The 26,317-nt window shown below is 64.0% G+C and carries 26 protein-coding genes; 14 read left to right on the forward strand and 12 right to left on the reverse strand.

Annotated elements, in window-relative coordinates:
- Nucleotides 1-22: 22 nt before the first annotated feature.
- Together AB4Z43_RS08500 and AB4Z43_RS08505 are read right to left on the reverse strand one after the other, a co-directional pair.
- Entirely contained in the window at nt 23-421 is a 399-nt protein-coding gene (locus AB4Z43_RS08500) for a hypothetical protein (RefSeq protein ID WP_064980860.1), read from the reverse strand.
- Between the two features lie 22 nt (nt 422-443).
- On the reverse strand, nt 444-650 hold the full coding sequence (locus AB4Z43_RS08505; protein WP_169627215.1) for a SlyX family protein: 207 nt from the start codon (nt 648-650) through the stop codon (nt 444-446).
- Nucleotides 651-867: 217 nt separating this feature from the next.
- On the opposite strand from AB4Z43_RS08505, the gene AB4Z43_RS08510 reads away from it, so the two are divergent.
- The 6 genes from AB4Z43_RS08510 (at nt 868) to deoA (ending at nt 7,229) form a co-directional block, all read left to right on the forward strand.
- Nucleotides 868-2,400, forward strand: coding sequence for an ABC transporter ATP-binding protein (locus AB4Z43_RS08510; protein WP_284277836.1), 1,533 nt, complete (start codon nt 868-870; stop codon nt 2,398-2,400).
- Nucleotides 2,397-3,536: an ABC transporter permease gene (locus tag AB4Z43_RS08515; protein ID WP_038649596.1), complete on the forward strand. Its 1,140-nt coding sequence runs from the start codon at nt 2,397-2,399 to the stop codon at nt 3,534-3,536. Before AB4Z43_RS08510 ends, AB4Z43_RS08515 begins: the two co-directional genes overlap by 4 nt.
- Before the next feature lies 1 nt (nt 3,537).
- The gene (locus AB4Z43_RS08520; protein ID WP_010911455.1) at nt 3,538-4,509 is read left to right on the forward strand and encodes an ABC transporter permease; all 972 of its coding nucleotides are present in this window, start codon (nt 3,538-3,540) and stop codon (nt 4,507-4,509) included.
- A gap of 168 nt (nt 4,510-4,677) precedes the next feature.
- Complete coding sequence (cdd, locus tag AB4Z43_RS08525; RefSeq protein WP_010911456.1) at nt 4,678-5,070, forward strand: cytidine deaminase; 393 nt, start codon at nt 4,678-4,680, stop codon at nt 5,068-5,070.
- Between the two features lie 30 nt (nt 5,071-5,100).
- On the forward strand, nt 5,101-5,910 hold the full coding sequence (locus tag AB4Z43_RS08530) for a purine-nucleoside phosphorylase (RefSeq protein ID WP_019861159.1): 810 nt from the start codon (nt 5,101-5,103) through the stop codon (nt 5,908-5,910).
- Entirely contained in the window at nt 5,910-7,229 is a 1,320-nt protein-coding gene (gene deoA, locus AB4Z43_RS08535) for a thymidine phosphorylase (RefSeq protein ID WP_441936905.1), read from the forward strand. The genes AB4Z43_RS08530 and deoA overlap by 1 nt, the downstream gene beginning before the upstream one ends.
- On the opposite strand, the gene AB4Z43_RS08540 is transcribed toward deoA, so the two are convergent.
- From AB4Z43_RS08540 to AB4Z43_RS08550, 3 genes are all read right to left on the reverse strand, one after another.
- Nucleotides 7,230-7,793, reverse strand: a complete 564-nt coding sequence (locus tag AB4Z43_RS08540; RefSeq protein WP_019861161.1) for a TIGR02281 family clan AA aspartic protease — start codon at nt 7,791-7,793, stop codon at nt 7,230-7,232.
- Nucleotides 7,794-7,914: 121 nt separating this feature from the next.
- Nucleotides 7,915-8,544: a uracil phosphoribosyltransferase gene (upp, locus tag AB4Z43_RS08545; protein WP_010911460.1), complete on the reverse strand. Its 630-nt coding sequence runs from the start codon at nt 8,542-8,544 to the stop codon at nt 7,915-7,917.
- A gap of 125 nt (nt 8,545-8,669) precedes the next feature.
- Nucleotides 8,670-9,644 (reverse strand): adenosine deaminase, encoded by a 975-nt coding sequence (locus AB4Z43_RS08550; RefSeq protein WP_064980866.1) that lies wholly within the window; start codon nt 9,642-9,644, stop codon nt 8,670-8,672.
- Between the two features lie 134 nt (nt 9,645-9,778).
- Here AB4Z43_RS08550 and ubiE point away from each other — a divergent pair, with 134 nt between their 5' ends.
- From ubiE to coaBC, 3 genes are all read left to right on the forward strand, one after another.
- On the forward strand, nt 9,779-10,555 hold the full coding sequence (ubiE, locus tag AB4Z43_RS08555; RefSeq protein WP_019861163.1) for a bifunctional demethylmenaquinone methyltransferase/2-methoxy-6-polyprenyl-1,4-benzoquinol methylase UbiE: 777 nt from the start codon (nt 9,779-9,781) through the stop codon (nt 10,553-10,555).
- 67 nt (nt 10,556-10,622) lie between these two features.
- Complete coding sequence (ubiB, locus tag AB4Z43_RS08560; protein ID WP_064981679.1) at nt 10,623-12,197, forward strand: 2-polyprenylphenol 6-hydroxylase; 1,575 nt, start codon at nt 10,623-10,625, stop codon at nt 12,195-12,197.
- Between the two features lie 91 nt (nt 12,198-12,288).
- Entirely contained in the window at nt 12,289-13,755 is a 1,467-nt protein-coding gene (gene coaBC, locus AB4Z43_RS08565) for a bifunctional phosphopantothenoylcysteine decarboxylase/phosphopantothenate--cysteine ligase CoaBC (protein ID WP_441936908.1), read from the forward strand.
- A gap of 115 nt (nt 13,756-13,870) precedes the next feature.
- Here the strand turns inward: coaBC and AB4Z43_RS08570 are convergent, their stop codons facing one another.
- A complete protein-coding gene (locus AB4Z43_RS08570; protein WP_027047394.1) occupies nt 13,871-14,449 on the reverse strand; it encodes an invasion associated locus B family protein in 579 nt (192 codons plus the stop codon).
- Nucleotides 14,450-14,962: 513 nt separating this feature from the next.
- Here AB4Z43_RS08570 and AB4Z43_RS08575 point away from each other — a divergent pair.
- Nucleotides 14,963-15,232, forward strand: coding sequence for a hypothetical protein (locus AB4Z43_RS08575; RefSeq protein WP_394811834.1), 270 nt, complete (start codon nt 14,963-14,965; stop codon nt 15,230-15,232).
- A 125-nt stretch (nt 15,233-15,357) separates the two neighbouring features.
- Nucleotides 15,358-15,834, forward strand: coding sequence for an NUDIX hydrolase (locus tag AB4Z43_RS08580; RefSeq protein WP_064980868.1), 477 nt, complete (start codon nt 15,358-15,360; stop codon nt 15,832-15,834).
- Between the two features lie 89 nt (nt 15,835-15,923).
- Here the strand turns inward: AB4Z43_RS08580 and AB4Z43_RS08585 are convergent, their stop codons facing one another.
- From AB4Z43_RS08585 to AB4Z43_RS08605, 5 genes are all read right to left on the reverse strand, one after another.
- A complete protein-coding gene (locus tag AB4Z43_RS08585) occupies nt 15,924-16,775 on the reverse strand; it encodes a citryl-CoA lyase (protein WP_019861169.1) in 852 nt (283 codons plus the stop codon).
- A complete protein-coding gene (locus tag AB4Z43_RS08590; RefSeq protein ID WP_441936911.1) occupies nt 16,772-17,956 on the reverse strand; it encodes a CaiB/BaiF CoA transferase family protein in 1,185 nt (394 codons plus the stop codon). The genes AB4Z43_RS08585 and AB4Z43_RS08590 overlap by 4 nt, the downstream gene beginning before the upstream one ends.
- A gap of 15 nt (nt 17,957-17,971) precedes the next feature.
- Nucleotides 17,972-19,495 carry a tripartite tricarboxylate transporter permease gene (locus tag AB4Z43_RS08595; RefSeq protein WP_441936913.1) on the reverse strand — a complete coding sequence of 508 codons (1,524 nt, stop codon included), beginning with the start codon at nt 19,493-19,495 and terminating at the stop codon, nt 17,972-17,974.
- 4 nt (nt 19,496-19,499) lie between these two features.
- On the reverse strand, nt 19,500-20,036 hold the full coding sequence (locus tag AB4Z43_RS08600) for a tripartite tricarboxylate transporter TctB family protein (RefSeq protein WP_038649623.1): 537 nt from the start codon (nt 20,034-20,036) through the stop codon (nt 19,500-19,502).
- Between the two features lie 137 nt (nt 20,037-20,173).
- Complete coding sequence (locus tag AB4Z43_RS08605; protein ID WP_038649626.1) at nt 20,174-21,151, reverse strand: Bug family tripartite tricarboxylate transporter substrate binding protein; 978 nt, start codon at nt 21,149-21,151, stop codon at nt 20,174-20,176.
- Between the two features lie 181 nt (nt 21,152-21,332).
- On the opposite strand from AB4Z43_RS08605, the gene AB4Z43_RS08610 reads away from it, so the two are divergent.
- The gene (locus tag AB4Z43_RS08610) at nt 21,333-22,103 is read left to right on the forward strand and encodes an IclR family transcriptional regulator (protein WP_038649629.1); all 771 of its coding nucleotides are present in this window, start codon (nt 21,333-21,335) and stop codon (nt 22,101-22,103) included.
- 281 nt (nt 22,104-22,384) lie between these two features.
- Entirely contained in the window at nt 22,385-24,859 is a 2,475-nt protein-coding gene (locus AB4Z43_RS08615) for an EAL domain-containing protein (protein ID WP_038649632.1), read from the forward strand.
- 22 nt (nt 24,860-24,881) lie between these two features.
- Here the strand turns inward: AB4Z43_RS08615 and AB4Z43_RS08620 are convergent, their stop codons facing one another.
- The gene (locus AB4Z43_RS08620; RefSeq protein ID WP_019861178.1) at nt 24,882-25,421 is read right to left on the reverse strand and encodes a GNAT family N-acetyltransferase; all 540 of its coding nucleotides are present in this window, start codon (nt 25,419-25,421) and stop codon (nt 24,882-24,884) included.
- A gap of 316 nt (nt 25,422-25,737) precedes the next feature.
- Between AB4Z43_RS08620 and AB4Z43_RS08625 the strand changes: the two genes are divergently transcribed.
- Complete coding sequence (locus tag AB4Z43_RS08625) at nt 25,738-26,196, forward strand: DUF2214 family protein (RefSeq protein ID WP_027047396.1); 459 nt, start codon at nt 25,738-25,740, stop codon at nt 26,194-26,196.
- Nucleotides 26,197-26,317 lie beyond the last annotated feature (121 nt).

Below are 26,317 nucleotides of genomic sequence, written 5' to 3' on the forward strand. Positions count from 1 at the left end.
AACCCGGCGGTTTTGCGTTGGCCTATAGTTTTCCGACGAAATAGCCGAGCGCGAACACCGCGATCAGCACGATAGCGATGACGGCGCCGCGCCGGCCGCCAAGTGAATGCACGCCGACGCCGTATGGTGACCGGGACAGGCTTCGGATCACGGTTCGCGGTTTGGCATCATTGCCGAGCCCAACGCTGCGCATCTGTGGCAATTCGGCGAGGCGTTGCGTAACCAGCGCCCAATGATTGGCAGGCAAGGCAGGTTTCTCGGCGCGGTCGAAAACATGCATGCGTTCGGCAAGCTGCAGCACCGCGTCACGGAAGGCAGGGTCTATCTCCAGATCGCGCTCGGCCCGTTCGCGATCGGTATCGTTCATCAGGCCGAGCACGTAGTCGCCGGCTCGCGCGATACGATCCCTTTCACCGACCATGGCTTGTACCCTCCCCTCGTCCTCACCAATGCGGCGGCTTGGTCACCGGCACGTCGGGCGCCGCCTGCTCCTCCAGCGCCAGGAAGCGATCGGTCAGCGCGTCGAGCTTGCGCTGCATGCGCTCGATCACCGTCCACTGCTCGGCGATCTGTCCCGACAGTTCCTCGATGGTCCTTTCCTGCTCGGCGGCGCGGATTTCCAGCGTCGTCAGCCGGTCGGCGGGCATGATCATTCGCAGTCCCTGAACTTGCACCACAATGCCTTGCGTCGTGATGCGATTTCGACGTCGCCATATTAGCGAATATGAAGCCTGCGGACACGTTGGAAATTGACAAGCGCACCGGGATTTGCCGAGAGTGGATACTGCTCCGGCCAATTGGCACGGACGGGGCGTCATGCTAGGCATTTTGACCAAGCGATAAAAAAATAAGAGTGGGACTGGCTGCATGGCGCAAGCCGCAATCGAACTGATCGGCATCAACAAGAGTTTTGGCGCCGTGCGCGCAAACCGCGACATCAATCTGGAGATCGCGCGCGGCACCATCCACGGTATCGTCGGCGAGAACGGCGCCGGCAAGTCGACGCTGATGTCGATCCTCTACGGCTTCTACCAGGCCGACAGCGGCGAAATCCGCGTCGGCGGCAAGCCGGCATCGATCAAGACCCCCAATGACGCGATCGCGCTCGGCATCGGCATGGTGCACCAGCATTTCATGCTGGTCGACAATTTCTCGGTGCTGGAAAACATCATTCTCGGCGCCGAAAGCGATGCGCTCTTGAAAAGCAGCATCGCCAAGGCACGCTCCGAACTCGACCGCCTCGAAAGGGAGTATGGGCTCGAAGTCGACCCCGACGCCATCATCGAGGAACTGCCGGTCGGCCTGCAGCAGCGCGTCGAAATCCTCAAGGCGCTCTATCGCGGCGCCGAGATCCTCATTCTCGACGAGCCGACGGGCGTCTTGACGCCGGCCGAGGCCGACCACCTCTTCCGCATCCTCAAGCAATTGAAGGAACAGGGTAAGACGGTGGTGCTGATCACCCACAAGCTGCGCGAGATCATGGCCATCACCGACAATGTCTCGGTCATGCGCCAGGGCACGATGGTGGCGACGCGCGAAACCAGCAAGACGACGGTGGGCGAACTGGCCGAACTGATGGTCGGGCGCCGGGTGCTTCTGAGGGTCGAAAAGGGCGAAGCGGAAGCCGGGGCCGTCAAGCTCGCGGTCAAGAACCTGACGGTGAAGGATTCGCGCGGCGTCACCATGGTCGACGACATCTCTTTCGACCTGCGCGCCGGCGAGATCGTCGGCATTGCTGGCGTCGCCGGCAACGGCCAATCCGAACTTCTCGAGGCGATTTCCGGCATCAGGCATGCCGTTTCAGGCTCGGTCATGCTCGACGGCAAGCCGATCGACCTGACGGGTGCCGCCGATCCCGGCGAATTGCGCGACCGAGGGCTGGCGCACGTGCCGGAGGACCGGCACCATGTCGGGCTGGTGCTGGCCTTCGAGGAGAACGAGAATTCCATCCTCGGCTATCACGACGACCCCCGCTATCTCAAAGGGCCATTCCTCAACGTCGATGCCATCATGGCCGACGCCAAGGACAAGATCGAGAAATACGATATCCGGCCCGGCAATCCGCGCCTGAAGACGGCGAACTTCTCCGGCGGCAACCAGCAGAAGATCGTTCTGGCGCGGGAGATGGAGCAGGATCCAGGCGTGCTGATCGTCGGCCAGCCGACGCGCGGCGTCGATGTCGGCGCCATCGAATTCATCCACAAGCGCCTGATCGCCATGCGCGACCAGGGCAAGGCCGTGCTGGTGGTCTCGGTCGAGCTCGACGAGATCCGCTCGCTCTCCGACCGCATCCTGGTGATGTTTGCCGGCCGCATCGTCGGGGAGCGCGGTCCGGAAGCGACCGAGGGCGAGCTTGGCCTGCTGATGGCGGGCGTCGAGCGCCAGGAGGCAGCACTTTGAGCACGCCATACGCCAAACTGCCGGCCTGGGCCGACTATGGGCTGATCCCGCTGATCAACCTGGCAGTGGCCTTCATCGTCGCCGGCTTCGTCGTGCTCCTGGTCGGCGAGAACCCGTTCCGCGCCGCCGTCATCCTGGTCGAGGGCGCCTTCGGCAAGGGGACCGGCATCGCCTTCACCCTCTTCTATGCCACCACCTTCATCTTCACCGGGCTTTCGGTGGCGGTGGCGGCGCATTGCGGCCTGTTCAACATCGGTACCGAGGGACAGGCCTATATTGCGGGCTTGGGCATCGCCATCGTCTGCCTGTCGTTCGACAGCGTGCTGCCCTGGTGGCTGACATTTCCGATGGCCATCGTCGCTTCGGCGCTTGTGGGCGCTTTGTGGGCGCTGATCCCCGCCTATCTGCAGGCCAAGCGGGGCTCGCACATCGTCATCACCACCATCATGTTCAACTTCATCGCCGCCTCGATCATGGTGTATCTGCTGGTCGGACCGCTGAAGCCGGCGGGGTCGCAGGCACCGCAGACCCGCAACTTCCTTGCCGGCGCCGAACTGCCGAAACTCAACTGGATCATCGAGCTGTTCGGCGCCAAGATCCGCTCGGCGCCGCTCAACGTCACCTTCCTGCTGGCGCTGCTCATGGCCTTCCTGGTCTGGCTGCTGATCTGGCGCACCAAGCTCGGCTATGAGATGCGCACCTATGGCCACAGCCCCAAGGCGGCGCGCTATGCCGGCATTTCGGAAACCCGCATCATCATCACCGCGATGATGATCTCGGGCGCGCTGGCCGGCATGATGGCGCTCAATCCGGTGATGGGCGATCAGCACAATGTCGCGATCGACTTCGTCTCCGGCGCCGGCTTCGTCGGCATCGCCGTGGCGCTGATGGGGCGCCTGCATCCGGTCGGCATCGTGCTGGCGGCGGTCCTGTTCGGCATGCTCTATCAGGGCGGCGCCGAACTTGCCTTCGAAATGCCGGCGATCAGCCGCGACATGATCGTCATCATCCAGGGCCTGGTGATCCTGTTCGCCGGCGCGCTCGAACACATGTTCAGGCCTTACATCCAGGCGCTGTTCGCCTCGTTCAGTCCGAGGTCGATGGGCATGGAAGCGGTCAAGGGAAAGGGCGCCTGAGATGGATGTCTTTATCGCCATCGTGCAGATACTGGACTCGACGATCCGCCTGTCGGTTCCACTGCTGCTCGCCTGTCTCGCCGGCCTCTTTTCCGAGCGTTCCGGCATCTTCGACATCGGGCTGGAAGGCAAGATGCTGGTCGGCGCCTTCGCCGGCGCCGCCGCTGCTTCCGTGTTCCATTCGGCCTTTATCGGCCTCGGCATGGCGATCCTGATTTCGGTCGCCTTCGCCATGGTGCACGGCTTTGCCTCGATCACCCACCGCGGCAACCAGATCGTTTCCGGCGTGGCGATCAATTTCATCGCCGCCGGATCGACCATCATCCTCGGTCAGGCCTGGTTCCAGCAGGGCGGGCGCACGCCGGCGCTGCAGCCAGGCGAGCGGTTCGACGCGATTGTCTGGCCCGGCGCCGAGGCGGTCAGGGACGTGCCGATCATCGGGCCGATCTATGCGGAACTGATATCGGGCCATTCGCTGCTGGTCTACCTCGCCTTCCTGATGGTGCCGTTCACGTGGTGGGTGCTGTTCCGCACCCGCTTTGGCCTCAGATTGCGCGCCGTCGGCGAGAACCCGGCCGCTGTCGACACCGCGGGCATTTCGGTCGCCTGGCTGCGCTACCGGGCCCTGATCTGCACCGGCATTCTCACCGGCGTCGCCGGCGCCTATCTGTCGATGGTGCAGAATGGCGGCTTCGTGAAGGACATGACCGCCGGCAAGGGCTATATCGCGCTGGCGGCACTGATCTTCGCCAAATGGAAGCCGGTCAACGCCATGTTCGCCTGCCTGCTGTTCGGCTTCCTCGACGCGGCGGCGATCCGCCTGCAGGGATCACCGCTGCCGATCATCGGCAAGGTGCCGGTGCAGTTCATGCAGGCGCTGCCCTATATCCTCACCGTCATCCTGCTCGCCGGCTTCATCGGCAAGGCCATCCCGCCGCGCGCCGGCGGCGTGCCCTACGTCAAGGAACGCTGATGCATGTCGCCCAAAAGTGACCTCGGTTTTGGGAGAACGACATGCATAAAACAAAGAGTTAAAGCGCGTCGCCTGAATCCGTTTCGACGCGACGCGCTTTAAGGTTTGACGGCCCGGCGTGTGCCTCGCGCCGGGTTTTGGACACGATCATCGGAGAGAACAACTGAAATGTCGCATGATCTGTTCGAAGCGGCCAGGACCGCCATGGCCAAGGCCTATGCGCCCTACTCGAAATTTCCGGTGGGCGCCGCCTTGCGCACCGAGGACGGACGCGTCTTCACCGGCGCCAACATCGAAGTCGCCTCCTATCCCGAGGGCTGGTGCGCCGAGACCACCGCGCTTGGCCACTACATCATGGGCGGCGGTGGCAAGATCGTCGAAATCGCTGTCCTTGCCGAACGCATGGCCAAATGCTCGCCTTGCGGTGGGTGCCGCCAGCGGCTGGCCGAATTCTGCCAACCGGACACGAAACTCTACCTCTGCGACAATACGGGTGTGGCCGAGACCGTGACCATGGGCGACATGCTGCCCTATGGTTTCCGCGGCGACATCCTGAAATGAGGAATTGGCTCAAATGAAGAGCGGGCTGCAATGACCGAAAAGGCTGTGGACCATCTGATCGAAAGGCTGGACGGCATGGCGCCGTCGACGGCGCTGGTGCTGGGGTCGGGCCTCGGCGTCCTTGTCGACCGGATCGAGCACCCAATCCGCGTCCCCTATGCCGACCTGCCCGGTTTCCCCAGGAGCGGCGTCAGCGGCCATGCCGGCGAAGTGGTGGCGGGCCTGTTTGCCGGCACGCCGGTGCTGATGCTGTCCGGCCGCGCCCATTACTATGAGCATGGCAACGCGGCAGCGATGCGCCCGGTGCTGGAAGTGCTCGCCGGCATCGGCATCACCAAACTGATCCTCACCAACGCCGCCGGTTCGGTCGACCCGGACATGCCGCCGGGCTCGGTGATGATGCTCACCGACCATATCAATTTCTCCGGCAGCAATCCGCTGATCGGCGAGCCCAGCGACCGCCGCTTCGTCGGCCTGACCGAAGCCTACGATGCCGGCATCCGCAAGGCGATCGAACGCGCCGCCAAGGCGACCGGCACCGCGCTGCACAAGGGCGTCTATATGTGGTTTTCCGGCCCGTGCTTCGAAACGCCGGCCGAAATCCGCATGGCGCGCATCATGGGCGCCAACGCCGTCGGCATGTCGACCGTGCCGGAAGTCATTCTCGCCCGCTTCCTCGGCCTGCGCGTCGCCGCCTGCTCGGTCATCACCAATCTGGCGGCCGGCATGACCGGAGCCGAGCTTTCGCATCAGGAGACCAAGGACATGGCGCCAGTCGGCGGGTCGCGGCTGGCAACGGTCCTGTACAGAATGTTCCGCGACGGACTGCTGGAGAGCTGATGCTTCCGCAGGAAATCATCCGCCACAAGCGAGACGGCCACAGGCTCTCGGCCGGTGAAATCGCTGCCTTCATCGGCGGCGTGACCTCGGGCGCCGTCACCGATGGCCAGGCCGCGGCTTTCGCCATGGCGGTGTTCTTCAACGGCATGAACCGCGACGAGGCCGTGGCCTTGACGCTGGCCATGCGCGATTCCGGCGATGTCCTCGACTGGTCGGACCTGCCCGGCCCGGTCACCGACAAGCATTCGACCGGCGGTGTCGGCGACAATGTCTCGCTGATGCTGGCGCCGATCGTCGCCGCCTGCGGCGCCTATGTGCCGATGATTTCGGGCCGTGGCCTCGGTCATACCGGCGGCACGCTGGACAAGATGGATGCGATCCCCGGCTACATCAGCCAGCCCGATATCGCGTTGTTTCGTCAGTCGGTGCTGGAAACCGGCTGCGCCATCATCGGCCAGACCGCCGATCTGGCGCCGGCCGACCGCCGGCTCTATGCCATCCGTGACGTCACCGGCACCGTGGAATCGGTGCCGCTGATCACCGCCTCGATCCTGTCGAAGAAGCTGGCCGCCGGCCTGGGCTCGCTGGTGCTCGACGTCAAGGTCGGCAATGGCGCCTTCATGGAGAAGTCGCGCGACGCAACCGCGCTCGCCAACAGCCTGGTCGAGGTCGCCAGCGGCGCCGGACTGAAGGTCTCGGCACTGATCACCGGCATGAACGAGCCGCTGGCCTCGGCCGCCGGCAATGCCGTCGAGGTGCGCAACGCCGTCGATTTCCTCACCGGCCGCCTGCGCGACCGGCGGCTGGAAGATGTGACGCTGGCGCTGGCCGCCGAAATGCTGCAGTCGGCGGGACTGGTGTCGTCCAACCAGGACGGCTTGCGGCGCGCCACAGAGACGCTCACCAGCGGCCGCGCCGCCGCCACCTTCGCGCGCATGGTGGCGGTGCTCGGCGGCCCGGCGGATTTCATCGAGAAGCCGGAGAAATATTTGGCCGCGGCGCCAACGGAATTGGTGGTGAGGGCGACGACGGACGGCTTCGTCTCCGGCATCGCAACCCGCGACATCGGCCTTGCGGTGGTAGGCCTGGGCGGCGGGCGCACGAGGCCCGACGACAAGATCGATCCCAGCGTCGGTATCACCAGGCTGCTGCCCATAGGCGCTGAAGTCCGTGCCGGAGACGCACTGGCACTGATCCACGCCCGCTTGCCCGCCGATGCCGAGGCGGCGGCCGCGACTGTGCTTTCGGCTTATGCGATCGGCGCCTCGAAACCACCGGCGGACAAAACCGTCATGCGGCGGATCCTGCCGCGCGGTTGACTACTGGACAAGCAGCAACGTACCGTTTTCGGCCTGATATTTGCCAAGCCGGTTGAGGAAGCTCATGCCGATCAGGTTGGTGCTGAGCGCCCTGTCGTCGAGCACGATGGCCTGCACATCTTCGACGCTGATGCTGCCGATCTGCAGCCGGTCGATCATCACCACGGCCGCCTTGATCGAGCCGTTGGCGGTGTTGACCTCATGGCTGAAATCGGACGGATTGAGCGACAGCCCGATCCTGCGCGCCGTCGACGTATTGACCGCGACCAGCGTCGCGCCGGTGTCGATCATGCCGTCGACCTGACGGCCGTTGAGTTTGAAGGTGGTCGAGAAATGTCCGCGCCCGTCCGCTGTGACGGCGACCTTGCGGCCGGTCGGCAGCGGCGCGGCCGGCTTGTCGGGAACCGACGCCAGGCTGACCTGCGGTTGTGCCTCGACCTCGGGCCTGGCCGTCACCGTCGATTTCAGCAGGTTTTCGAATATCTGCGGATTCGACTGATAGATGACCGGGATCGATGCCGATGTCCCGGCAAAGACGCTGAGGATGAGAAGCTTGCGCAGCATGGATCGGCCTTTGTGAGAGCCGATTCATTATCGCCGGATGGTGTTCGCCGCTTTAACGGGCGCCGAAACCATGTCTTTGCGTAAACGCTTGGTAAATCGTACCAGGCAACTTTGCCTGATACTACTTCGTCCCGTACATGCGGTCGCCGGCGTCGCCCAGGCCGGGCATGATGTAGCCCTTCTCGTTGAGCTGGCGGTCGATGGACGCGGTGAAGACTGGAACGTCCGGATGCGCCTTGGTGAAGCGCTCGATGCCCTCGGGCGCCGCCAAAAGGCAGAGGAAGCGGATATTTGTGGCGCCGCGCCCTTTCAGCTTGTCGATCGCCGCGATCGCCGAATTGGCCGTCGCCAGCATCGGGTCGACGACGATCACCAGCCGGTCGGCGAGATCGCTCGGCGCCTTGAAGAAATATTCGACCGCTTCCAGCGTTTCGTGGTCGCGATAGAGGCCGATATGGGCGACGCGCGCCGCCGGCACCAGGTCGAGCAGGCCTTCCAGCAGACCGTTGCCGGCGCGAAGCACCGAAGCGAACACCAGCTTCTTGCCCTCCAGCGTCGGCGCTTCCATGGTCTCGATCGGCGTTTCGATGGTCGTCGTGGTCAGCTCGAGATTGCGCGTGACCTCGTAGCCGAGCAGCAGCGATATCTCGCGCAACAGCCGCCTGAAACCGGCCGTGGACGTCTCCTTCTTACGCATGATGGTCAGCTTGTGCTGGACAAGCGGGTGGTCGACGACGGTGACGCCCTTCATGATGTTCTCCTGATGCGTGTCGCCCGGCGCGCGGACGCGCTTCAGGCAGCTGGAAGGACCCTAGCGACTATGGACCGGCCAAGGAACCGCTTGGCCCCATCGACCACAGCTTTGTCGGAAGAAAATCAGCGCGCCGCTCCGTTCAGCCGGGCAAGAAGTGCCGCCTTGGTCTTTCTGTCGACAAAGGCGGCTTCGATGGCGGTTTTGGTGACGGCGGCAAGCGCCTTTTCGCTCATCGCAAAATGCTCCGCCGCGAGATCATACTCGCGCTTCAGCGAGGTCCAGAAATAGGGCGGATCGTCGGAGTTGAGCGTCACCTTGCAGCCGGCGGCCTGCAAGGCGGGAAACGGATGGTCGGCAAAACTGTCGAACACTTTGAGCGCGATGTTGGAGCCGGGGCAGCACTCCAGAACGATGCCTTCGTCGGCGATGCGGCGGACAAGGTCCGGGTTCTCGATGGCGCGCACGCCGTGGCCGATGCGCGAGGGGCGGATATGGTCAAGCGCCGCCTGGACCGTCTCCCAGCCCGTCAGTTCGCCGGCATGGATGGTGATGCCGAGCCCGGCCTCGCGGGCGATCTCGAAAGCCCGGACATAGTCCTCCATCTCGCCCATGCGCTCGTCGCCGGCAACGCCGAAGCCGGTGACCAGCGGATTCCCGCAGCGCGCCGCGAAGCGTGCCGCCCGTTCGATCGATTCCACGCCGACATGGCGCACGCCGGTGACGATCATGCGGCCCTCTATGCCGGTCTTGGCCTTGGCGCGCAGCATGCCTTCGCCCAGCGCGTCGGTATAGGCCTTGGGCGAGAGCCCGGCTTTCGTCGCATGGTCCGGCGAGGTGAAGACTTCAGAATAGATGGCGCCATCGCGTGCAAGGCTGGTCAGATAGTGGTCGGCCAGCCGGGCGTAATCCTCTTCGGTGCGGAACAGATCGGCGGAAAAGTCGTAAGCCGCGAGAAACGACGTAAAATCGTGCCAGACGAAGGAACCGTTCTGGATATAGGGCGCGGTATCCTTGCCGTATTTCTGCGCCTGGCGGATGACGAGCTCAGGCGCCGCTGCCCCTTCAATGTGGCAGTGCAGTTCCGCTTTCAAAGGCATTCAAACATCCCGTCGGTCAGTCCAGGTCTTGAAAACCCACCACCTGGAAGCGCGGCTGAACACCGCGCCTTAAACAATAGCGCCCACAGCATCGATCGGCTATGGTCCCGCCGGTTTTATGACGGATCAAAAAAATGTCAGTTGAGAGAACCACGGCCGCGGGCGGCATGGAAACCTCCTATGGTTTTAAGCGTGTGGGGGAAGGCGAGAAGCAGTCCTTGGTCAACGATGTTTTCCACAAGGTCGCCAATCGCTACGACCTGATGAACGACCTGATGTCGGCCGGCCTGCACCGGCTGTGGAAGGATGCCATGGTCACCTGGCTCAATCCGCCGAAGCGGCAGGGCTGGAAGGTCCTGGACGTGGCCGGCGGCACTGGCGACATCGCCTTCCGCATCGTCGATGCCAGCCATGGCAACGCCCACGCCACCGTGCTCGACATCAACGGCTCGATGCTCGGTGTCGGCCGCGACCGCGCCGAAAAGAAGGGCCTGTCCGGCAACACCGATTTCGTCGAGGCCAATGCCGAGGAACTGCCCTTCACTGACGCCACCTTCGACGCCTACACCATCGCATTCGGCATCCGCAACGTGCCGCGCATCGATGTCGCGCTCGCAGAAGCGTTCCGCGTGCTGAAGCCCGGCGGCCGGTTCCTGTGCCTGGAATTTTCCGAGGTCGAGATGCCGCTGCTCGACAAGGCCTATGAAGCCTGGTCGTTCAACGCCATCCCCAAGATCGGCAAGATGGTCACCGGCGACGGCGAGCCCTATTCCTATCTGGTTGAATCGATCGCGAAATTCCCCAACCAGCAGAATTTTGCGGCAATGATTTCCCGCGCCGGTTTCGACCGCGTTTCCTTCCGCAATTATTCCGGCGGTATTGCCGCGCTTCATTCGGGCTGGAAGCTTTGATTCTGGCCCGCATTTCTCATCCCCGATATGGCTCATGCCGGTCGCAAGGACCGGCCCGGGTGCGGCCATGAGCAGCGTCGGCGCCGGTTTCAGGCTCGCGCGGGCCGGCTGGGTGCTGGTGCGCGAGGGCGTCATCGCCGCCCTGCCGGGCGAGGAACTCTCCGGCCTGCCGAAATTCGGGTGGCGGCTGGCGCGGCTGTTCACCCGCCGCCGCGCGCTCGCCTATGAGCGCAGCGACCGGCTGGCCAAGGCGGTGGTCCGGCTCGGCCCGTCCTATGTCAAGCTCGGCCAGTTCCTGGCGACGCGGCCCGACGTCGTCGGCAACGACATGGCGCTCGATCTCGCCATGTTGCAGGACAAGATGCATACCTTCCCGAAGGTCGAGGCGGTCGCGGCCATCGAAGCCTCGCTCGGGCGCAAGGTGGGCGATCTCTACGCCGAGTTCGGCGACCCCGTCGCCGCCGCTTCGATCGCCCAGGTCCATGCCGCCGAAGCCATTCATGACGGCGCTGCCACCAAAGTCGCGGTGAAGGTCATCCGGCCCGGCGTGCGCCGCCGCTTCTTCCAGGATCTCGAGAGTTATTTCCTTGCCGCCCACCTGCAGGAGAAATATATCCCCTCCTCGCGCCGGTTGCGGCCTGTCGAGGTGACCGAGACGCTGGCGCAGACCACCAAGATCGAGATGGATTTGCGCCTCGAGGCGGCGGCACTCTCCGAACTTGGGGAGAACACCAAGGACGATCCGGGCTTTCGCGTGCCATCCGTCGACTGGGAACGCACCGGCCGTGACGTGCTGACCATGGAATGGGTCGACGGCGTCAAGATGAACAACATCGCAGGCCTGGAGGAGGCCGGCCACGATCTGAAGGCGATCGCCGCCAATCTCATCCAGTCGTTCCTGCGCCACACGCTGCGCGACGGCTTCTTCCACGCCGACATGCATCCGGGAAACCTGTTCGTCGAGGCCAACGGCACCATCGTCGCCGTCGATCTCGGCATAGCCGGACGTCTTGGCAAGAAAGAGCGCCGCTTCCTCGCCGAAATCCTCTACGGCTTCATCACGCGCGACTATCTGCGCGTCGCCGAAGTGCATTTCGAGGCCGGCTACGTGCCGCGCCAGCACAATGTCGCGGCCTTCGCGCAAGCGATCCGCGCCATTGGCGAACCGATCCACGGCCAGCCGGCCGAGACCATTTCCATGGCCAAGCTCCTGACGCTGCTGTTCGAGGTGACCGAACTCTTCGACATGGCGACACGGCCGGAGCTGATCCTGCTGCAGAAGACCATGGTCGTGGTCGAAGGCGTGGCGCGCACACTCGATCCGGCCTTCAACATGTGGAAAACCGCCGAGCCGGTGGTCGGCGGCTGGATCGCCGGAAACCTTGGCCCGCGGAGCATGATGATCGATGCGCGCGACGGCGCCAAGGCGCTGCTGACACTGGCCCGCCAAGCGCCGGAGCTTGCCGCGCGCACCGACCGGCTGTCGCGCGAGATCGACCTGATGGCCGAGCACGGCCTGCGTTTCGACGAGACCACGGCGCGTGCCATCGGCAAGGCCGAGGCGCGCTACAGCCGCTCCGGCCGCGTCGCGCTATGGGTGATCGCATTGACGCTGGTCTATATCGCCTGGAAGATTCTTTAGGCCTGGAAATCGAAGCTCGAGCTCACAACTTGCGGCGAGTTGATTGCATTGCTATCATTGCCGTCGGTCGGCATGAGCAAAGTGCAATCACATGGCAAGCATCACGATCCGCAACCTTGACGATGAGGTCAAGGAGTTGCTGCGCCGGTTGGCGGCGGAAAACAACCGTTCCATGGAAGAACAGGCGCGGGTGATGATCCGGGCCGCTGTCGACGGCCAGATCGGGCCTGCCCGCATAGACCAGATCGAAAAGACCTTGCGCGAACTGACCAGCACGCACAATGCGGCAACCCCGGTTGCGGCCCCTGCGGGCATCCTTCCGCGGGGAACGCTTTCCGGCAAGCGCATCCTGCTCATCATTGGCGGTGGCATCGCCGCCTACAAGGCGCTGGACCTGATCCGCCGGTTGCGTGAGCGCGGAGCGGCGGTTCGGGTGGTGATGACAGCGGCTGCACAGGAATTCGTCACCACCCTGTCGGTTGGCGCGCTGTCGGCCGATCACGTTTTCACCGAACTGTTCGATCGCAATGACGAGCATGATGTCGGCCATATCAGGCTGTCGCGCCAGGCTGATCTTCTGGTCGTGGCGCCCGCCACCGCCGATCTGATGGCCAAGCTCGCCAACGGCCATGCCAATGATCTGGCCTCCACCGTGCTGCTGGCCACCGACAAGCCGGTGCTGATGGCGCCGGCGATGAACCCGAAAATGTGGTGGCATGCCGCGACCCGCCGCAACCGTGCGACCTTGGGCAAGGACGGCGTCACTTTCGTCGGCCCGGCCAGAGGCGAAATGGCCGAAAGCAATGAAGCCGGTGAAGGCCGCATGGCCGAGCCGCTGGAGATCGTCGCCGCGGTCGAAGCGCGGCTCGATACCGGCCCCAGGCCTCTGGCAGGTCGCAAGATCATCGTCACCTCAGGCCCGACGCATGAGCCGATCGACCCGGTGCGCTATATCGCCAACCGTTCCTCCGGCAAGCAGGGCCACGCCATCGCCGCCGCATTGGCAAGGCTTGGCGCCGATGTGCGCCTTGTCTCCGGCCCAGTGAGCATTGCCGATCCAGCCGGTGTGAAAACCATCCATGTCGAGCGCGCGCAAGAGATGCGCGATGCGGTCGAACAGCTTTTGCCCGCCGATGCCGCGGTGTTCGTGGCCGCCGTCGCCGACTGGCGCAGCGAGAATTCGGCCGGCGAAAAGATCAAGAAGGTGGCGGGCGAAGGACCGCCGGTGCTGCGCATGGTCGAGAACCCCGACATCCTTGCCGGCGTCGGCCACCACAGCCAGCGACCCGGTTTGGTCGTCGGCTTTGCCGCCGAGACGCAGGATCTTTTGCGCAACGCAGAGGCAAAGCTCGCGAAGAAAGGCGCCGATCTGATCGTCGCCAACGATGTGTCGCACGAAAGCGGCATCGGCCCTTCAGGCGTCATGGGTGGCGATCGCAACCGGGTGCGGATCGTGTCGAAGGCCGGCGTCGAGGAATGGCCCGAAATGACCAAGGACGAGGTGGCGGCGCGGCTCGCCACCCTCATTGCCGAGCGGCTGAAAACAACAGTCGTTTGACGTGTATTGGAGCAATTCCGGGAAGGCGCGCAGCGCTTTCCCTAGGGAATTGCGAACAGCAAAGACTACATGCGGCGCCAGTTGGACGCCGCGCATCCGATTCCGGACTGAGCCGTCAGTTTGACAAGAGCTCCGCCGTGCGGGCGAGCGCGCCGCCGAAACCGTTGAGCGGAATGGAAAAGCTCACCGCTTGTCCCGTATCCGCCGCGAAGGCGTCGATCTTCAGCGTCGTGCCGTTCTTGAGCAGCGGCGCGACATTGGCGTCAAACGCCACCGGCACCAGGCAGCCGACGGCCTGGCAAGTGTTGAATGCCAGGCTGCCGTCCAGCTTCTGGTCATCGATGGTCAGGGTGACGCCCTTGGCGAGCGCCAGCCCAAACGGCAGGGCAAGAGTGCCTGTCGCGTCATCGCCGGTCTTGCTCGACAGTTCGATCGCCAGCAGCCGTTGGTTGCTTTGCTTGTTGAACTGTTGGTGCGACAGGCTGCAGACCTTGTTCGTGCCCGATATCTGGCAATTGACCGTCCAGTCGCCATGGGTTTCGGACAAGGCCGATGCCCCGCCCGGCAGTTGTGGCGCATCGGCTGCGGCGGGCGGAGCCGCCACCTTGTCGCCTTTGGTCTGCGCGGCCACTGCCGGCACACCGGCGATGCAGGCCGCACCCAGCATCGCAACCAAATACGCGTATTTCCTCATCAAGACCTCTCCCGCCCGGCTCCGCCTCGAGCCAGCCTGGAAACTGACTTTGAGAGACGGCTGACTGTATTCTGTTGACCGTTTCCCCGAAGGCGCCATTGTACCTGACGGACATGCGGGCGCCATTCAGCCCGAGGCCGGCGCCGACCCGATAGAGCGGCGAATCGATCGCTTCCGTCAAGTGCAATGCGAGGTTGCCGGGCAGAATCTGCGCCGCCGCGAAGCGACCTTCGATCTCCCGCTTCTTGTGTTGGAGAACTCCACTCCCGGCCTTCCATAGAGGCAACGCTGGCAATCTCACTAAATGCGATGTCCGTTCCGGTCTCCAGCGCTGGCGTTGCCTGTAATCCGTGGCCGCAGGCCGGACGGCGGGGTCGCGATTGATTTCAAGGTAACAGATGGACCAGCCATGGCATCGCCGGACAAACACCCTATATTGCGGGAATGAACAGGATTTTTCGCGGGAATATGCCGACGTCGGCGCGTCGACTATCGATGAGATTTGCATCGGCGGTGCTGGCCGCGACTTTTGTGGCCGGCTTTGCGCTGCCCGCTTCCGCGCAGGTGGCCAATCCCGCGATCAACAGCAACGCGCTGATCCAGCAGAACGATCTGCAGGCCTTGCAGAGCCGCATTCAGCGGCAGCAATTCCAGTTGCAGCAACAGCAGTACCGCGACCAGGACCGCGTAATCGTCCAGCAGCCACCGCCGGTCGTGCCGCGGGTCAGGCCGGGCTGCCAGACGCAGATCATCGGCAACACGGCCGTGAGCACCTGCCGCTGACAGGCGGGCTTCTTTTATTTAGCCGACTTACATGGTAGGGGACCTTGAGGGTGCCCCTGCGGCAGTTTGGGTTTGCAAAGGCGCCACGTCACGCTATGGGGCACTGACCGACTGGACTATTGCAGATGACAACCACGAAGAAAAAGGCCGTACGCCGGGCCAAGAAAGGGGAAAGAATCCGCCAAGTGGCGGCGATCCCCTTTCGCTTGACCGCGGATGGGAGTTTCGAGGTGATGCTGGTCACGTCGAGAACGACGAGACGCTTCATCGTCCCCAAGGGGTGGCCGATGAAAGGCAAGAACGGACGCAAGGCCGCGACCATCGAGGCGATGGAAGAAGCCGGCGTGCTTGGCAAGACCCTGAAGCAGCCGGCCGGCACCTATTCCTATTGGAAGCGGTTGGCCAACCGCTTTGTCCATGTCGACGTCATCGTCTACCTGCTTGAAGTGACCGAGGAACTGGCCAACTGGCAGGAGGCCAAGCGGCGACAGCGGGCCTGGCTGACGCCGGCCGACGCGGCGATGTTGATCGACGAACCGGATCTTTCGACGCTGGTGAAGACCCTGACACTTCCCCAGCCCACGCCGACCGACGCGACCTAAAGCAATTCCAGAAAAAGTGTGAACGGTTTTCAAGGGAAAGCGCGTAGCGCTTTCCCTTGGGAATTGCGTCAAAACAACAGGACAATTCCTCAGCCGCTCGTACCGCCCTCTTCGGGAAGAGGGCGTACCGGCATGCCGGTATAGGCCCACAACCATTCGCGCGGCAGCGGCCCCTTGTTGCGCTCGCTCTGCTGCGACTGCTCCCAGGCGTGCGCCAGGATGCCGACGGAGCGTGACAGCACGAAGAGCCCGCGCGTCAGCGGCGGCGGGAAGCCGAGTTCGCCATAGATGACGGCCGTGGCGCCATCGATGTTGAGCGGTATCCTCTTGCCCTTGCGGCGTGCGACCTCCGCCTCGATCACCTTGGCGATGTCGGCGAACCGTCCATTGACGACGCCACGCGCGGCAAATTCGCGGGTCAGTTCCAACAGGCGCGGCGCGCGCGGATCGACCGGGTGAAAGCGGTGGCCGAGCCCCGGCACATAACCCTTTTCCTCGACGAAGAACCGGTCGAGCCGTACCGAGACCGCCTCCCCCAGCGCCATCCCGCCATCGATCGCCACAGCGATATCCCCGTAGAAGGACAGCGCTTGTTCGCCGGCGCCGCCATGCACGTCGCCGAGCACATTGATGGCCGAGGCCATGGCGCTGTTGATGCCGACACCACAGGTTGCCGCCATGCGGGCGATGGCGATCGACGGCGCCTGCGGCCCATGGTCGACCGCCGCGCCCAGCGCGATGCCGAGCAGTGCCGCCTGGTCTTCGCTGGGCAATTCACCACGCAACATCAGCCAGATCATCGCCGGGAAGGAGACACGGCCGATCAGGTCCTGGATTTCATAGCCGCGCAGCCGGATGACGCCGGGGCTCATCTCGATGATGCCAGTCTGCCACCATTCCTCGCCGCGCTCACGGCCTGACTTCTTCTCCGCGTCGCTCATGCCCGTGCCTTTGCCTTGGCGCGCGGCGACAGGCCGGCGAAAATCTCATCCATATGCTCGCCGATCGCCGGTGGCGGCTTCGTCGGCAACGGCGCCGCGCCATCGACCATGAAGCCGCCGCGCAGAACGGTCAGCGGCCTGTCCATCCCGGCGACATCGTCAAAATTGGCGGTCACCTGGCGTTCGAGCACTTGCGGCTCGGCCAGCACTTGCGGGATCGTCAGCACCCGGCCCGCCGGCACGCCTGCCCGGTTCAATCTTTCCTCCCAGGCGGCCGCCGGAGCATCTGTCAGGGCGTCCTCGATCTCGGTTTTCAGCGCCGCACGGTTCTTCTTGCGCGTCTCGCGCTCCGCGAAGCGAGGATCGGACGCCAGTTCCGGCCGTCCAATCAGCCGGCAAAGCGTCACGAACTGCTCCTGCTTGTTGGCGGCGATGTTGAGCAATCCATCGCCGGTACGAAAGGCGCCGGAAGGTGCCGCCGTCATGTTCTCATTGCCCATCGGCCTGGGATCGACCCCTGCCGTCAGATAGTTCGACACCGGCCAGCCAAGCGCGGAAAGCGTGCATTCGAGCATCGAGACGTCGAGGAAGGCGCCCTCGCCCGTTGTCTTCTGCCTGACCAACGCCGATGCGATCGCGAACGCGCCGACTAGCCCGCCCAGCGTATCGGCGACCGGATAGCCGACGCGCAGCGGCGCCGTTTCCGGCGTGCCGGTGATGCTCATGATGCCCGACAGGCCCTGGATGATCTGGTCGTAGGCGGGATTGTCGCGCATCGGCCCGGTCTGGCCGAAACCCGATATCGCGCAATAGACGAGACCGGGGCGGACAGCCTTCAGCGCCTCATGGCCGAGGCCAAGCCGATCCATCACGCCGGGGCGGAAATTCTCCACCAGCGCGTCGGCACTGGCGACCAGATCGAGGAAACGCTCGCGATCGGCTTCTGTCTTCAGATCGAGCATGACAGATCGTTTGCCGGCGTTCTGCGCCAGGAACGAGGCGCCCATACCGGCTTGGTTGAGCCTTGGCGAACCGCCGAGCTGACGCGCCAGGTCGCCGCCTTGCGGTCCCTCGACTTTGATCACGTCGGCCCCCAGCAGCGCCAGCTGATAGGCACAATAGGGCCCGGCCAGAACATTGGTCAGGTCAAGGACGCGGATACCGGAAAGCAGGTCTGTCATATCGTCTCAAATCGATCAGGCATCGCCCGGCACATGCTCCGGCCCAAGCCGCCGGCGGTGCTCGATGAAGGCCCAGATATGCGGCCCGACCAGGCCGATGAAGGCGAGCGTCAGCAGCGTCAGCGACAGCGGATGCTTGTAGAACACCGACCAATCGCCATTCGAGATGGTCATCGCCCGGCGGAACTGGGTTTCGGCGAGCGGTCCCAGGATCATGCCGATGATCACAGGCGCGGTCGGGAAATCGAAGCGCCGCATCAGGAAGCCCGCCGCCCCCAGGAGATAGAGGATCACGAGATCGATGGGCGATTGCGAGATGCCGTAGGTGCCAACGGTCGCGAACACCAGGATGCCGGCATAGAGCTGCGGAGCCGGGATCTTCAGCAGCCGCACCCACAGTCCGATCAGCGGCAAATTGAGGATGACGAGGATGACGTTGGCGATGAACAGGCTGGCGATCAGGCCCCAGACCAAATTGGCCTGCGTCGTCAGGAGCAGCGGCCCGGGATTGATGCCGTAGCTCTGGAACGCCGACAGCATGATCGCCGCCGTCGCCGAGGTCGGCAGGCCGAGCGTCAGCATCGGCACCAGCACGCCGGCGGCCGACGCATTGTTGGCGGCCTCCGGACCGGCAACGCCCTCGATGGCGCCGACCGTGCCGAATTCCTCCTTGTGCTTCGACAGCTTCTTCTCGATGGCATAGGACAGGAAGGTCGGGATTTCGGCGCCACCGGCCGGCATGGCGCCGATCGGGAAGCCGATCGCCGCACCGCGCAGCCAGGCCTTCCACGAGCGGCCCCATTCGGCCGCGGTCATGTAGAGCGAGCCTTTCAGCGGCACGATCTCGTCCTTGCCGGCATAGCGGCGCGAGGCCATGTAGAGCGTCTCGCCGACCGCGAACAGGCCGACGGCGGCGATGATGACGTCGACGCCGTCGAGCAGTTCGGTCGTGCCGAAGGTGAAGCGCGGCTGGCCAGTCTGCAGGTCGACGCCGATCATGCCGATAACGAAGCCGGCAAACAGGCTGGTGAGCCCGCGCACGGAGGACGAGCCGAGCACGGCCGAAACCGTGATGAAGGCCAGCACCATCAGCGAGAAATATTCGGCCGGCCCGAAGGCCAGCGCGAACTTGACCACCACCGGCGCCAGGAAGGCGACACCCAGCGTGCCGAGCGTGCCGGCAACGAACGAACCGATAGCCGAGGTGGCAAGGGCAGCACCCCCACGGCCGGACCGCGCCATCTTGTTGCCCTCCAGCGCGGTGACGATGGTGGCGCTTTCACCTGGCGTGTTGAGCAGGATCGACGTCGTCGAGCCGCCATACATGGCGCCGTAATAGATGCCGGCGAACAGGATGAAGGACGCTTCCGGCGCCACCTGATAAGTGATCGGCAGAAGCAGCGCGATGGTCAGCGCCGGCCCGAGGCCAGGCAGCACGCCGATGGCGGTGCCGAGCGTGGTGCCGAGCAGGCACCACAGAAGATTGACCGGGGTGAAGGCGACCGAGAAGCCGTGGGCGAGTTGTTCGAGCGTGTTCATGGTCTCACGCCCCAAACGCGCCGGCAATCGCGTCGATCACCGTGTTCAGCTGGTTCTCGATGAAGCCGGCACCGATGTTGACGCCGAGCGCCCTGGCGAAGCCGAAATAGGCGGCCAGCGCCAGGACAAGGCCGGTGAGCGCGTCGCGCAGCGTATGCCTGCTGCCGAAGCCGTAGCAGACGAGAACGAACATGATCACCGATGCCGCCGTGAAGCCGAGCGGCCGGATGAGCAGCAGGTTGGCCAGAAGGCCGATGACGACAAAGCCCATCGCCCTCCAATCGGTCGGCGTTTCCTTTTCCTCCTCCGGCTGCCATCCGCCGCGAAACGCGGCGAGGATGAGCAGCAGCGCAAGCACCATCAGGCCGACCATGGTGAGGTAGGGAAAGACGGTCGGGCCGACCTTGGAGTAGAGCGGCGACACCGGGATCGCCAGCGTCTGCCAGGCGACAGCGCCGGCACAGGCGAGAAGCCCGATGCCAACAAGCAATTCCGGCACGGCAAGGCGCGAGGGCGCCGTCGGCTGGTTGATGGTGCTCATGGAATGTCCTCCCCAGGATTACGGGCCAAGACGGCTGTCATCGGCCTTCATGCTGTCAGTCCATGACCGATCTCATCTGCGATGCGATCGGCGGACTTGAGAAAATAAGGGACGGCTCGCGCCGTCCCCTGGGGAAATCAGGCGAGGCCGAGATCCTTGAGGATGGCTTCGATACGCGCCGAATCCTCGGCAACGAATTTCGCATAGTCGTCGCCGGTGAGCAGGATGCGCGTCCAGTTGCGGTTCTTGCATTCGGTCGCCCAGGCATCGCTCTTGGCCATGGTCTCCACCAGCGTGATCATCGCCGCCTTGTCGGCGTCGGACACGCCAGGGGGCGCGAAGACGCCGCGCCAGTTGAACAGTTCGACATCGATGCCGGCTTCCTTCAGCGTCGGCGCGTCGATGCCGTCCTGGCGCTTGTCGGCCGAGATGGCGAGCAGCCTGAGCGCGCCGGCCTTGACCTGTTCGGAGAATTCGCCAAAGCCGGAAATGCCGGCCGCCACCTGATTGCCGAGCAGCGCCGACAAGGCCTCGCCGCCGCCGGCGAACGGCACATAGGAAAGATTGGTCGCCGGAACGCCTACCGTCTTGGCGATCAGGCCGAACAGGATGTGGTCGGAGCCACCGGCCGAACCACCGGCGACGGGAACCTTCGTCGGATCGGCCTTCAGCGCGGCGACGAAATCGGCGGCCGTCTTGAAGGGCGACTCCGCCGGCACCACCAGGGCCTCGAATTCGCCGGTGAGACGGGCGATCGGCGTGACTTGCGTCAGATTGTTGGCGGCCTTGTTGGCGATGATGGCGCCGACCATGACCATGCCGGCCACCATCAGCGAATTGCCCTTGCCGTTCCACTGGCTGATGAATTGCGGCAGCCCGACCGTGCCGCCGGCGCCGCCGACATTGGTGATCTGCGAGCCGGAGATCAGCTTCTCTGCGCGCATCACCTGATCCATCGTGCGCCCCGTCTGGTCCCAGCCGCCGCCGGGCGCCGCCGGAACGAATATCTGGATCTGCGGTGCCCCTTCGGCGAAAGCGGGCGTGAGATGAAGTCCTGCAAGGCCGGCAGCGCCTGCAGCCGCCGTGCTCATCAAAAATCTGCGTCTGTTCAGCATGGGATTCCTCCAGATCGCGACACCTCCTCCGGTGCCTGCCAAACGCGCCTGCATTCACAGACCCGTGATCGAGTTCAAGCAGATGTTACCGAGTTCTGTCAACGGGAACGATATTCTTCTGGACAGAACGCCCCGGCAGCGCGACAGACTGGCCCTCGGGCATCTCGGGGTTGGAACCACAATGGACTCACCAAGCAGATCAACTGATGCTGTAAGCCGGCGCGCGTCCGCCGAAGGTGTCGCGGCCCTTGATCGGGCGATTGCCATCCTCGATGCCTTCACCACGGCCGACCGCTCGCTCAGCCTGGCGGAAATCGCGGCGCGCACCGGTCTTTACAAGAGCACGATCCTGCGGCTGGCCAGTTCGCTGCTGCGTGGGCAACTGCTCGAGCGGCTGGACGACGGGCGCTATCGTGTCGGGCCTGCAACCTTCCGGCTGGGCACGCTCTATCAGCGTTCGGTCGTGGCGGTCGACATCCTGCTGCCGATCATGCGCGACCTTTCCGAGCGCAGCTGGGAGAGCGTTGCCTTCTATGTCCGCTCGGGCGACGTCCGCACCTGTCTTTACCGCGTCGAATCCAAGCATCCGATCCGCTACACGATCCGCGAGGGTGACGTATTGCCTTTGCTTCTCGGCTCCGGCGGCCGCGTGCTTGCGGCGTTTTCCGGCCAGCCGGGCGAACCCTATGAGACCATACGCCGGACCTGCAACTGCCTCGCCGTCGGCGATCGGGATCCCGAAACGGCGGGCATCTCGGCACCGGTATTCGGACCGGGGCGTGTGCTGCTCGGCGCGCTGACGCTGGCTGGTCCCAGCACGCGCGTCGATGCCGCCTTCCTCGAGCGCATGAAACGGCCTCTGCTCGAGGCGGCAGCCCGTGCCACCCGTGCCTTTGGCGAGGATGCCTCGATGCTCGAACAGGCAAGTCTCGCAACGGAGACTGTGCGCTAGCCGCGCGGTTGCGGCCCGGAAAAGGACCGATAAGCTTCGAATACAACCCGATTCAACTCGAAGCAGTCACTTGACGTGGCGTAATATTCGGCTACCCAAATCAAGAAAAGGCTTCATAGAGGACGGAACTATTTATTTGCTGTTAAGTCCCGCGTGATACCCGCTTGTTGTCGCCATTTGAGCGACATGAGAGAAGGAAATCGTCTCAACCGACGGGTGAAACAGTCGGACAGACGCGCTGACAGGATCATGGCACGTCCGTGGATTCTAAGCCGTCATCGATGGACGCCAGCCCCCGTCTTCTCGGGCTCGTCTGGCCGTTCATCGCCGTCGTCCTCATCCAGGCGCTGGTCGCCAGCCTCAGCCTACACACCCTTTCGGCGGTTCGCGCCTATGTCGGCGGCGAAAGCCAGTGGTCCAAGGGGCAAAAGCACGCCATCTATTTCCTCAGCCTCTATGCGGACACCGGCAATGAGGAGTTCTTCGGCGAGTATCGCGAAGCGATCGCCGTTCCGCTGGCCGACCGTTCGGCCCGCCTGGCGCTGGAGCAGCCCGAGCCCGATACAGAGGCCGCGCGGGCAGGCTTCCTGCAAGGCAGAAACCACCCGGACGACGTCGCCGGGATGATCTGGCTTTTCCAGAATTTCCGGAACTTCAGCTATCTCGACACCGCCATTCGGGACTGGGCAGCGGCCGACACGATGATCCTCGCCATCCAGCGGCTCGGCGATACGATGCATGCGACGCTGGGCAAGGGGCCGGCGTCGGCAGCCGAGATCGGCGCCTGGAAAGCGGAAATCCATCGGCTCGATCATCAGGTCACCCCGTTGTCCAAGGCTTTCTCGGACAGTCTCGGCGAAGGATCGCGCTTCATCCGGATGCTGCTTACCTTCGCCAATCTCGTCACGGCCGCATCGTTGATCCTGCTTGCCGTGTGGCGTACGCGCAAGCTCCTGGCGCAGCGCCAGGCCTTCCAGTTGGCGCTCAATGCCGAGCGCGAGCGCGCCCAGATCACGCTGGCTTCGATCGGCCAGGCCGTCGTCTGCACCGGCCGCGACGGGCGGCTCGACTACATGAATGCGGTTGCCGAGAAGCTGCTGGCATGCCCGCTCGGCACTGCCAGGGGCAAACCCATCGCAGCGTTCTTTCGCCTCGTCGACAAGGACACCGGCGTTGAAGAAACGCAGTTGGTCGAGCGTCTCCTGGCCGGCGAAGCGCGCCGGTCCAGCGCCCGTCCACAATTGCTGCAGCGGCCGGACGGCTCTGTTGTTCCCGTCGCATTGACCGGCGCACCGCTGCTCGTTTCCGGTGAGGTCGTCGGTGCCGTGCTCGCCTTCCACGACATGACGCGCGAAGAGGATTATATCGAGCGGCTTTCGTGGCAGGCTTCGCATGATGCGTTGACCGGGCTCGCCAACCGGCGCGATTTCGAAAGCCGGTTGGAAAGGACCATCGTCGAATTGCAGGGCCAGCCCCGGCAACACGCCTTGATGTATCTCGATCTCGATCAGTTCAAGCTGGTCAACGATACGTGCGGCCATGCGGCGGGCGACCAGTTGCTGCGCCAGATCTCGGCGCTGCTGACCTGCGATTTGCGGCCGGGCGACGTGCTGGCACGGTTGGGCGGCGATGAGTTCGGCGTGCTGCTCGTCGATTGTGGAGCCAACGAAGCGTGCGACATCGCCGAACGGCTGCGCGCGGCGGTGCAGAACCTGCATTTCGTCTGGGATGGCAGGCCGTTCAACACCAGCGTCAGTGTCGGCATGGTGGAGATCGCCAATGCGCAGGTGACGATCGAGGAAACGCTACGGGCCGCCGACGTCGCCTGCTACATGGCCAAGGAAAAGGGCCGCAACCGCGTCCAGATCCACAGCGATGGCGACGTCGACTTGCGCGAGCGTTTTGGCGAGATGGCCTGGGTGCAGCGCCTGCACGCCGCGCTGGAGCAAGACCGTTTCCGGCTTCATGCTCAGGAAATCTGGCCGCTCAACGACGACGTCGTCGAGGCTGGAGCGCATATAGAGATCCTGTTGCGGCTGACCGACGAAGATGGCAGCTTCGTCACCCCGCAGAGTTTCATTCCCGCGGCCGAGCGCTACGGCCTGATGCCGTCGATCGACCGCTGGGTGGTGCGCAACACCTTCCGCATCCTGGCCGCCCGGCAGGCCGATCCGCGCACGCCGCCCATCGCAACATGCGCCATCAATCTTTCCGGCGCGACTTTCGGCGACGAAAGCTTTCTCGGCTTCCTGCGCGAGCAATTCCTCATCCATGGCATTTCGCCTGCCATGATCTGCCTGGAGATCACCGAAACCAGCGCTATCGCCAATCTCACCAACGCCATGCGCTTCATTGCCGATCTGCGCGGCCTGGGCTGCCGCTTCGCGCTCGACGATTTCGGCTCCGGCATGTCGTCTTTCGCGTATCTGAAGCACCTGCCGGTCGACTACCTCAAGATCGACGGCAGCTTCGTCAAGGACATGCTGGACGACCGCATCGACCGCGCCATGGTCGAGATGATCCACCACATCGGCAAGGTCATGGGCAAGCGCACCATCGCCGAGTTCGTCGAGAGCGACGGTATCGCCGCCGCGCTGAAGACCATCGGCGTCGACTATGCCCAGGGCTATGGGATCGCCAGACCGACGCCGTTCGATGCCTCGACGGTGCTGCTAGGCCGAGGCGTCACGCCGGCCGTCGAAAGCGTCGATCCATGGGCCGATCTGGCGCGGAAGCTGCGCCGCAAGGCGGGCTAGTCTACCGGAGCTGCAATGCCGTTCAGGACAGCCGCTCCAGCAGCACGGTCGGCGCGTCATGATAGGTGGTCCGCAACACCTCGCGATAGCCGACCTTGTCAGCGACATTCAACGAGGCGGTATTCTCGGGATCGATGATGCAGACGGTTTTCACCCGTCCGAAGGTTTCTTCGCCCCAGGCCAGGACACGGCCGACGACCTCTGTGGCGAGGCCTGCCCCGTGCACTTCCGGCGCCAGCGCCCATCCGGCCTCGGGAATGCCTTCGATCGACGGCTCCATGTCGCGCTTCAGGTCGTGAAACCCGGCCTCGCCGACGAAGCGGCCCGTCGCCTTCTCCTCGATCGCCCAGAAGCCGTAGCCGAGCAGCGACCACAGGCCGGCATGACGCAGGAAGCGCATCCAGCTTTCCTCGCGCGTGCGCGGCTTGCCGCCAATGAAGCGGGTAACGGCCGGGTCGGCCCACATTGTTGCATAGGCGTCGAAATCCTCCAGCCGGTGCGCCCGCAGAATGGTTCGCTGCGTCTCGATGACGGGAGCGACGGTCACTTTGCGGTTGTTCATGGGATTTGCCTCGCTGATCTTGTCCGCGCTTAGCAAATTGCCCCTGCGGTGCAAGGGCCAGCGGACGACTCGCCATCATCCAGAATAGCAGCCCGAAGCAGATCTTCAGCCGCGCCAGGCCATCGGATACAGGGGGCGTTCCAGACCGGTCATGCCTGCGAACCTAACGTGCCTGGACCGAGCGTCAACGCCGCCTAAGACCAGGAATTCAGCTTCTATGGGAATTCTGCCCGACGGTGTTAATTTCCCGGCAGGCTGATTCAGCACATTTGCGGCGCGACCTTTTCAGACGCGTGCTCAACCCAAGGGAAGAAACATGGACACTACCGACCTTGTGCTTGCCATTATCCATCATCTGCTGGTGTTTTCCCTGGCAGGGATCATCGGCGCCGAATTCGTGCTGATCCGCGGCGACCTGCCCGCCGTAACCCTTAAGCGACTCGCCGGCATCGACCGCCACTATGGCATCATCGCCTCACTCATCATCATCGTCGGCATCGGCCGTGTCTTCTGGGGCCTCAAGGGTTGGGAGTTCTACGTCTACAACTGGATGTTCTGGGCCAAGATGGCGGCTTTCGGCATTGTCGGCCTGCTGTCGATCATCCCGACCGTGCGCTTCATTTCCTGGAACCGGCAGGCCAGCGCCAATCCCACCTTCGCCGTGCCGGCGGGCGAACTGGCCTCGGTGAAGACCTATATCCGCGCCGAGGCCTTCGTCTTCCTGCTGATCCCGGTCTTCGCGGCGGCGATGGCGCGCGGTTACGGCTACCAATAGATCTGGAATAGAACGTGAGCGAGTAGGGTCTGCAATCGGCATTTGCCGAAGCCGGTCGACTATCGACCGTTTTGGATCCCGCCTTGTGGTTCGAACATCTATCCGTTGCGTGCCGGCTGCC

Source organism: Mesorhizobium sp. 2RAF45 (genome assembly GCF_052115225.1).
GTDB lineage: Bacteria > Pseudomonadota > Alphaproteobacteria > Rhizobiales > Rhizobiaceae > Mesorhizobium > Mesorhizobium jarvisii.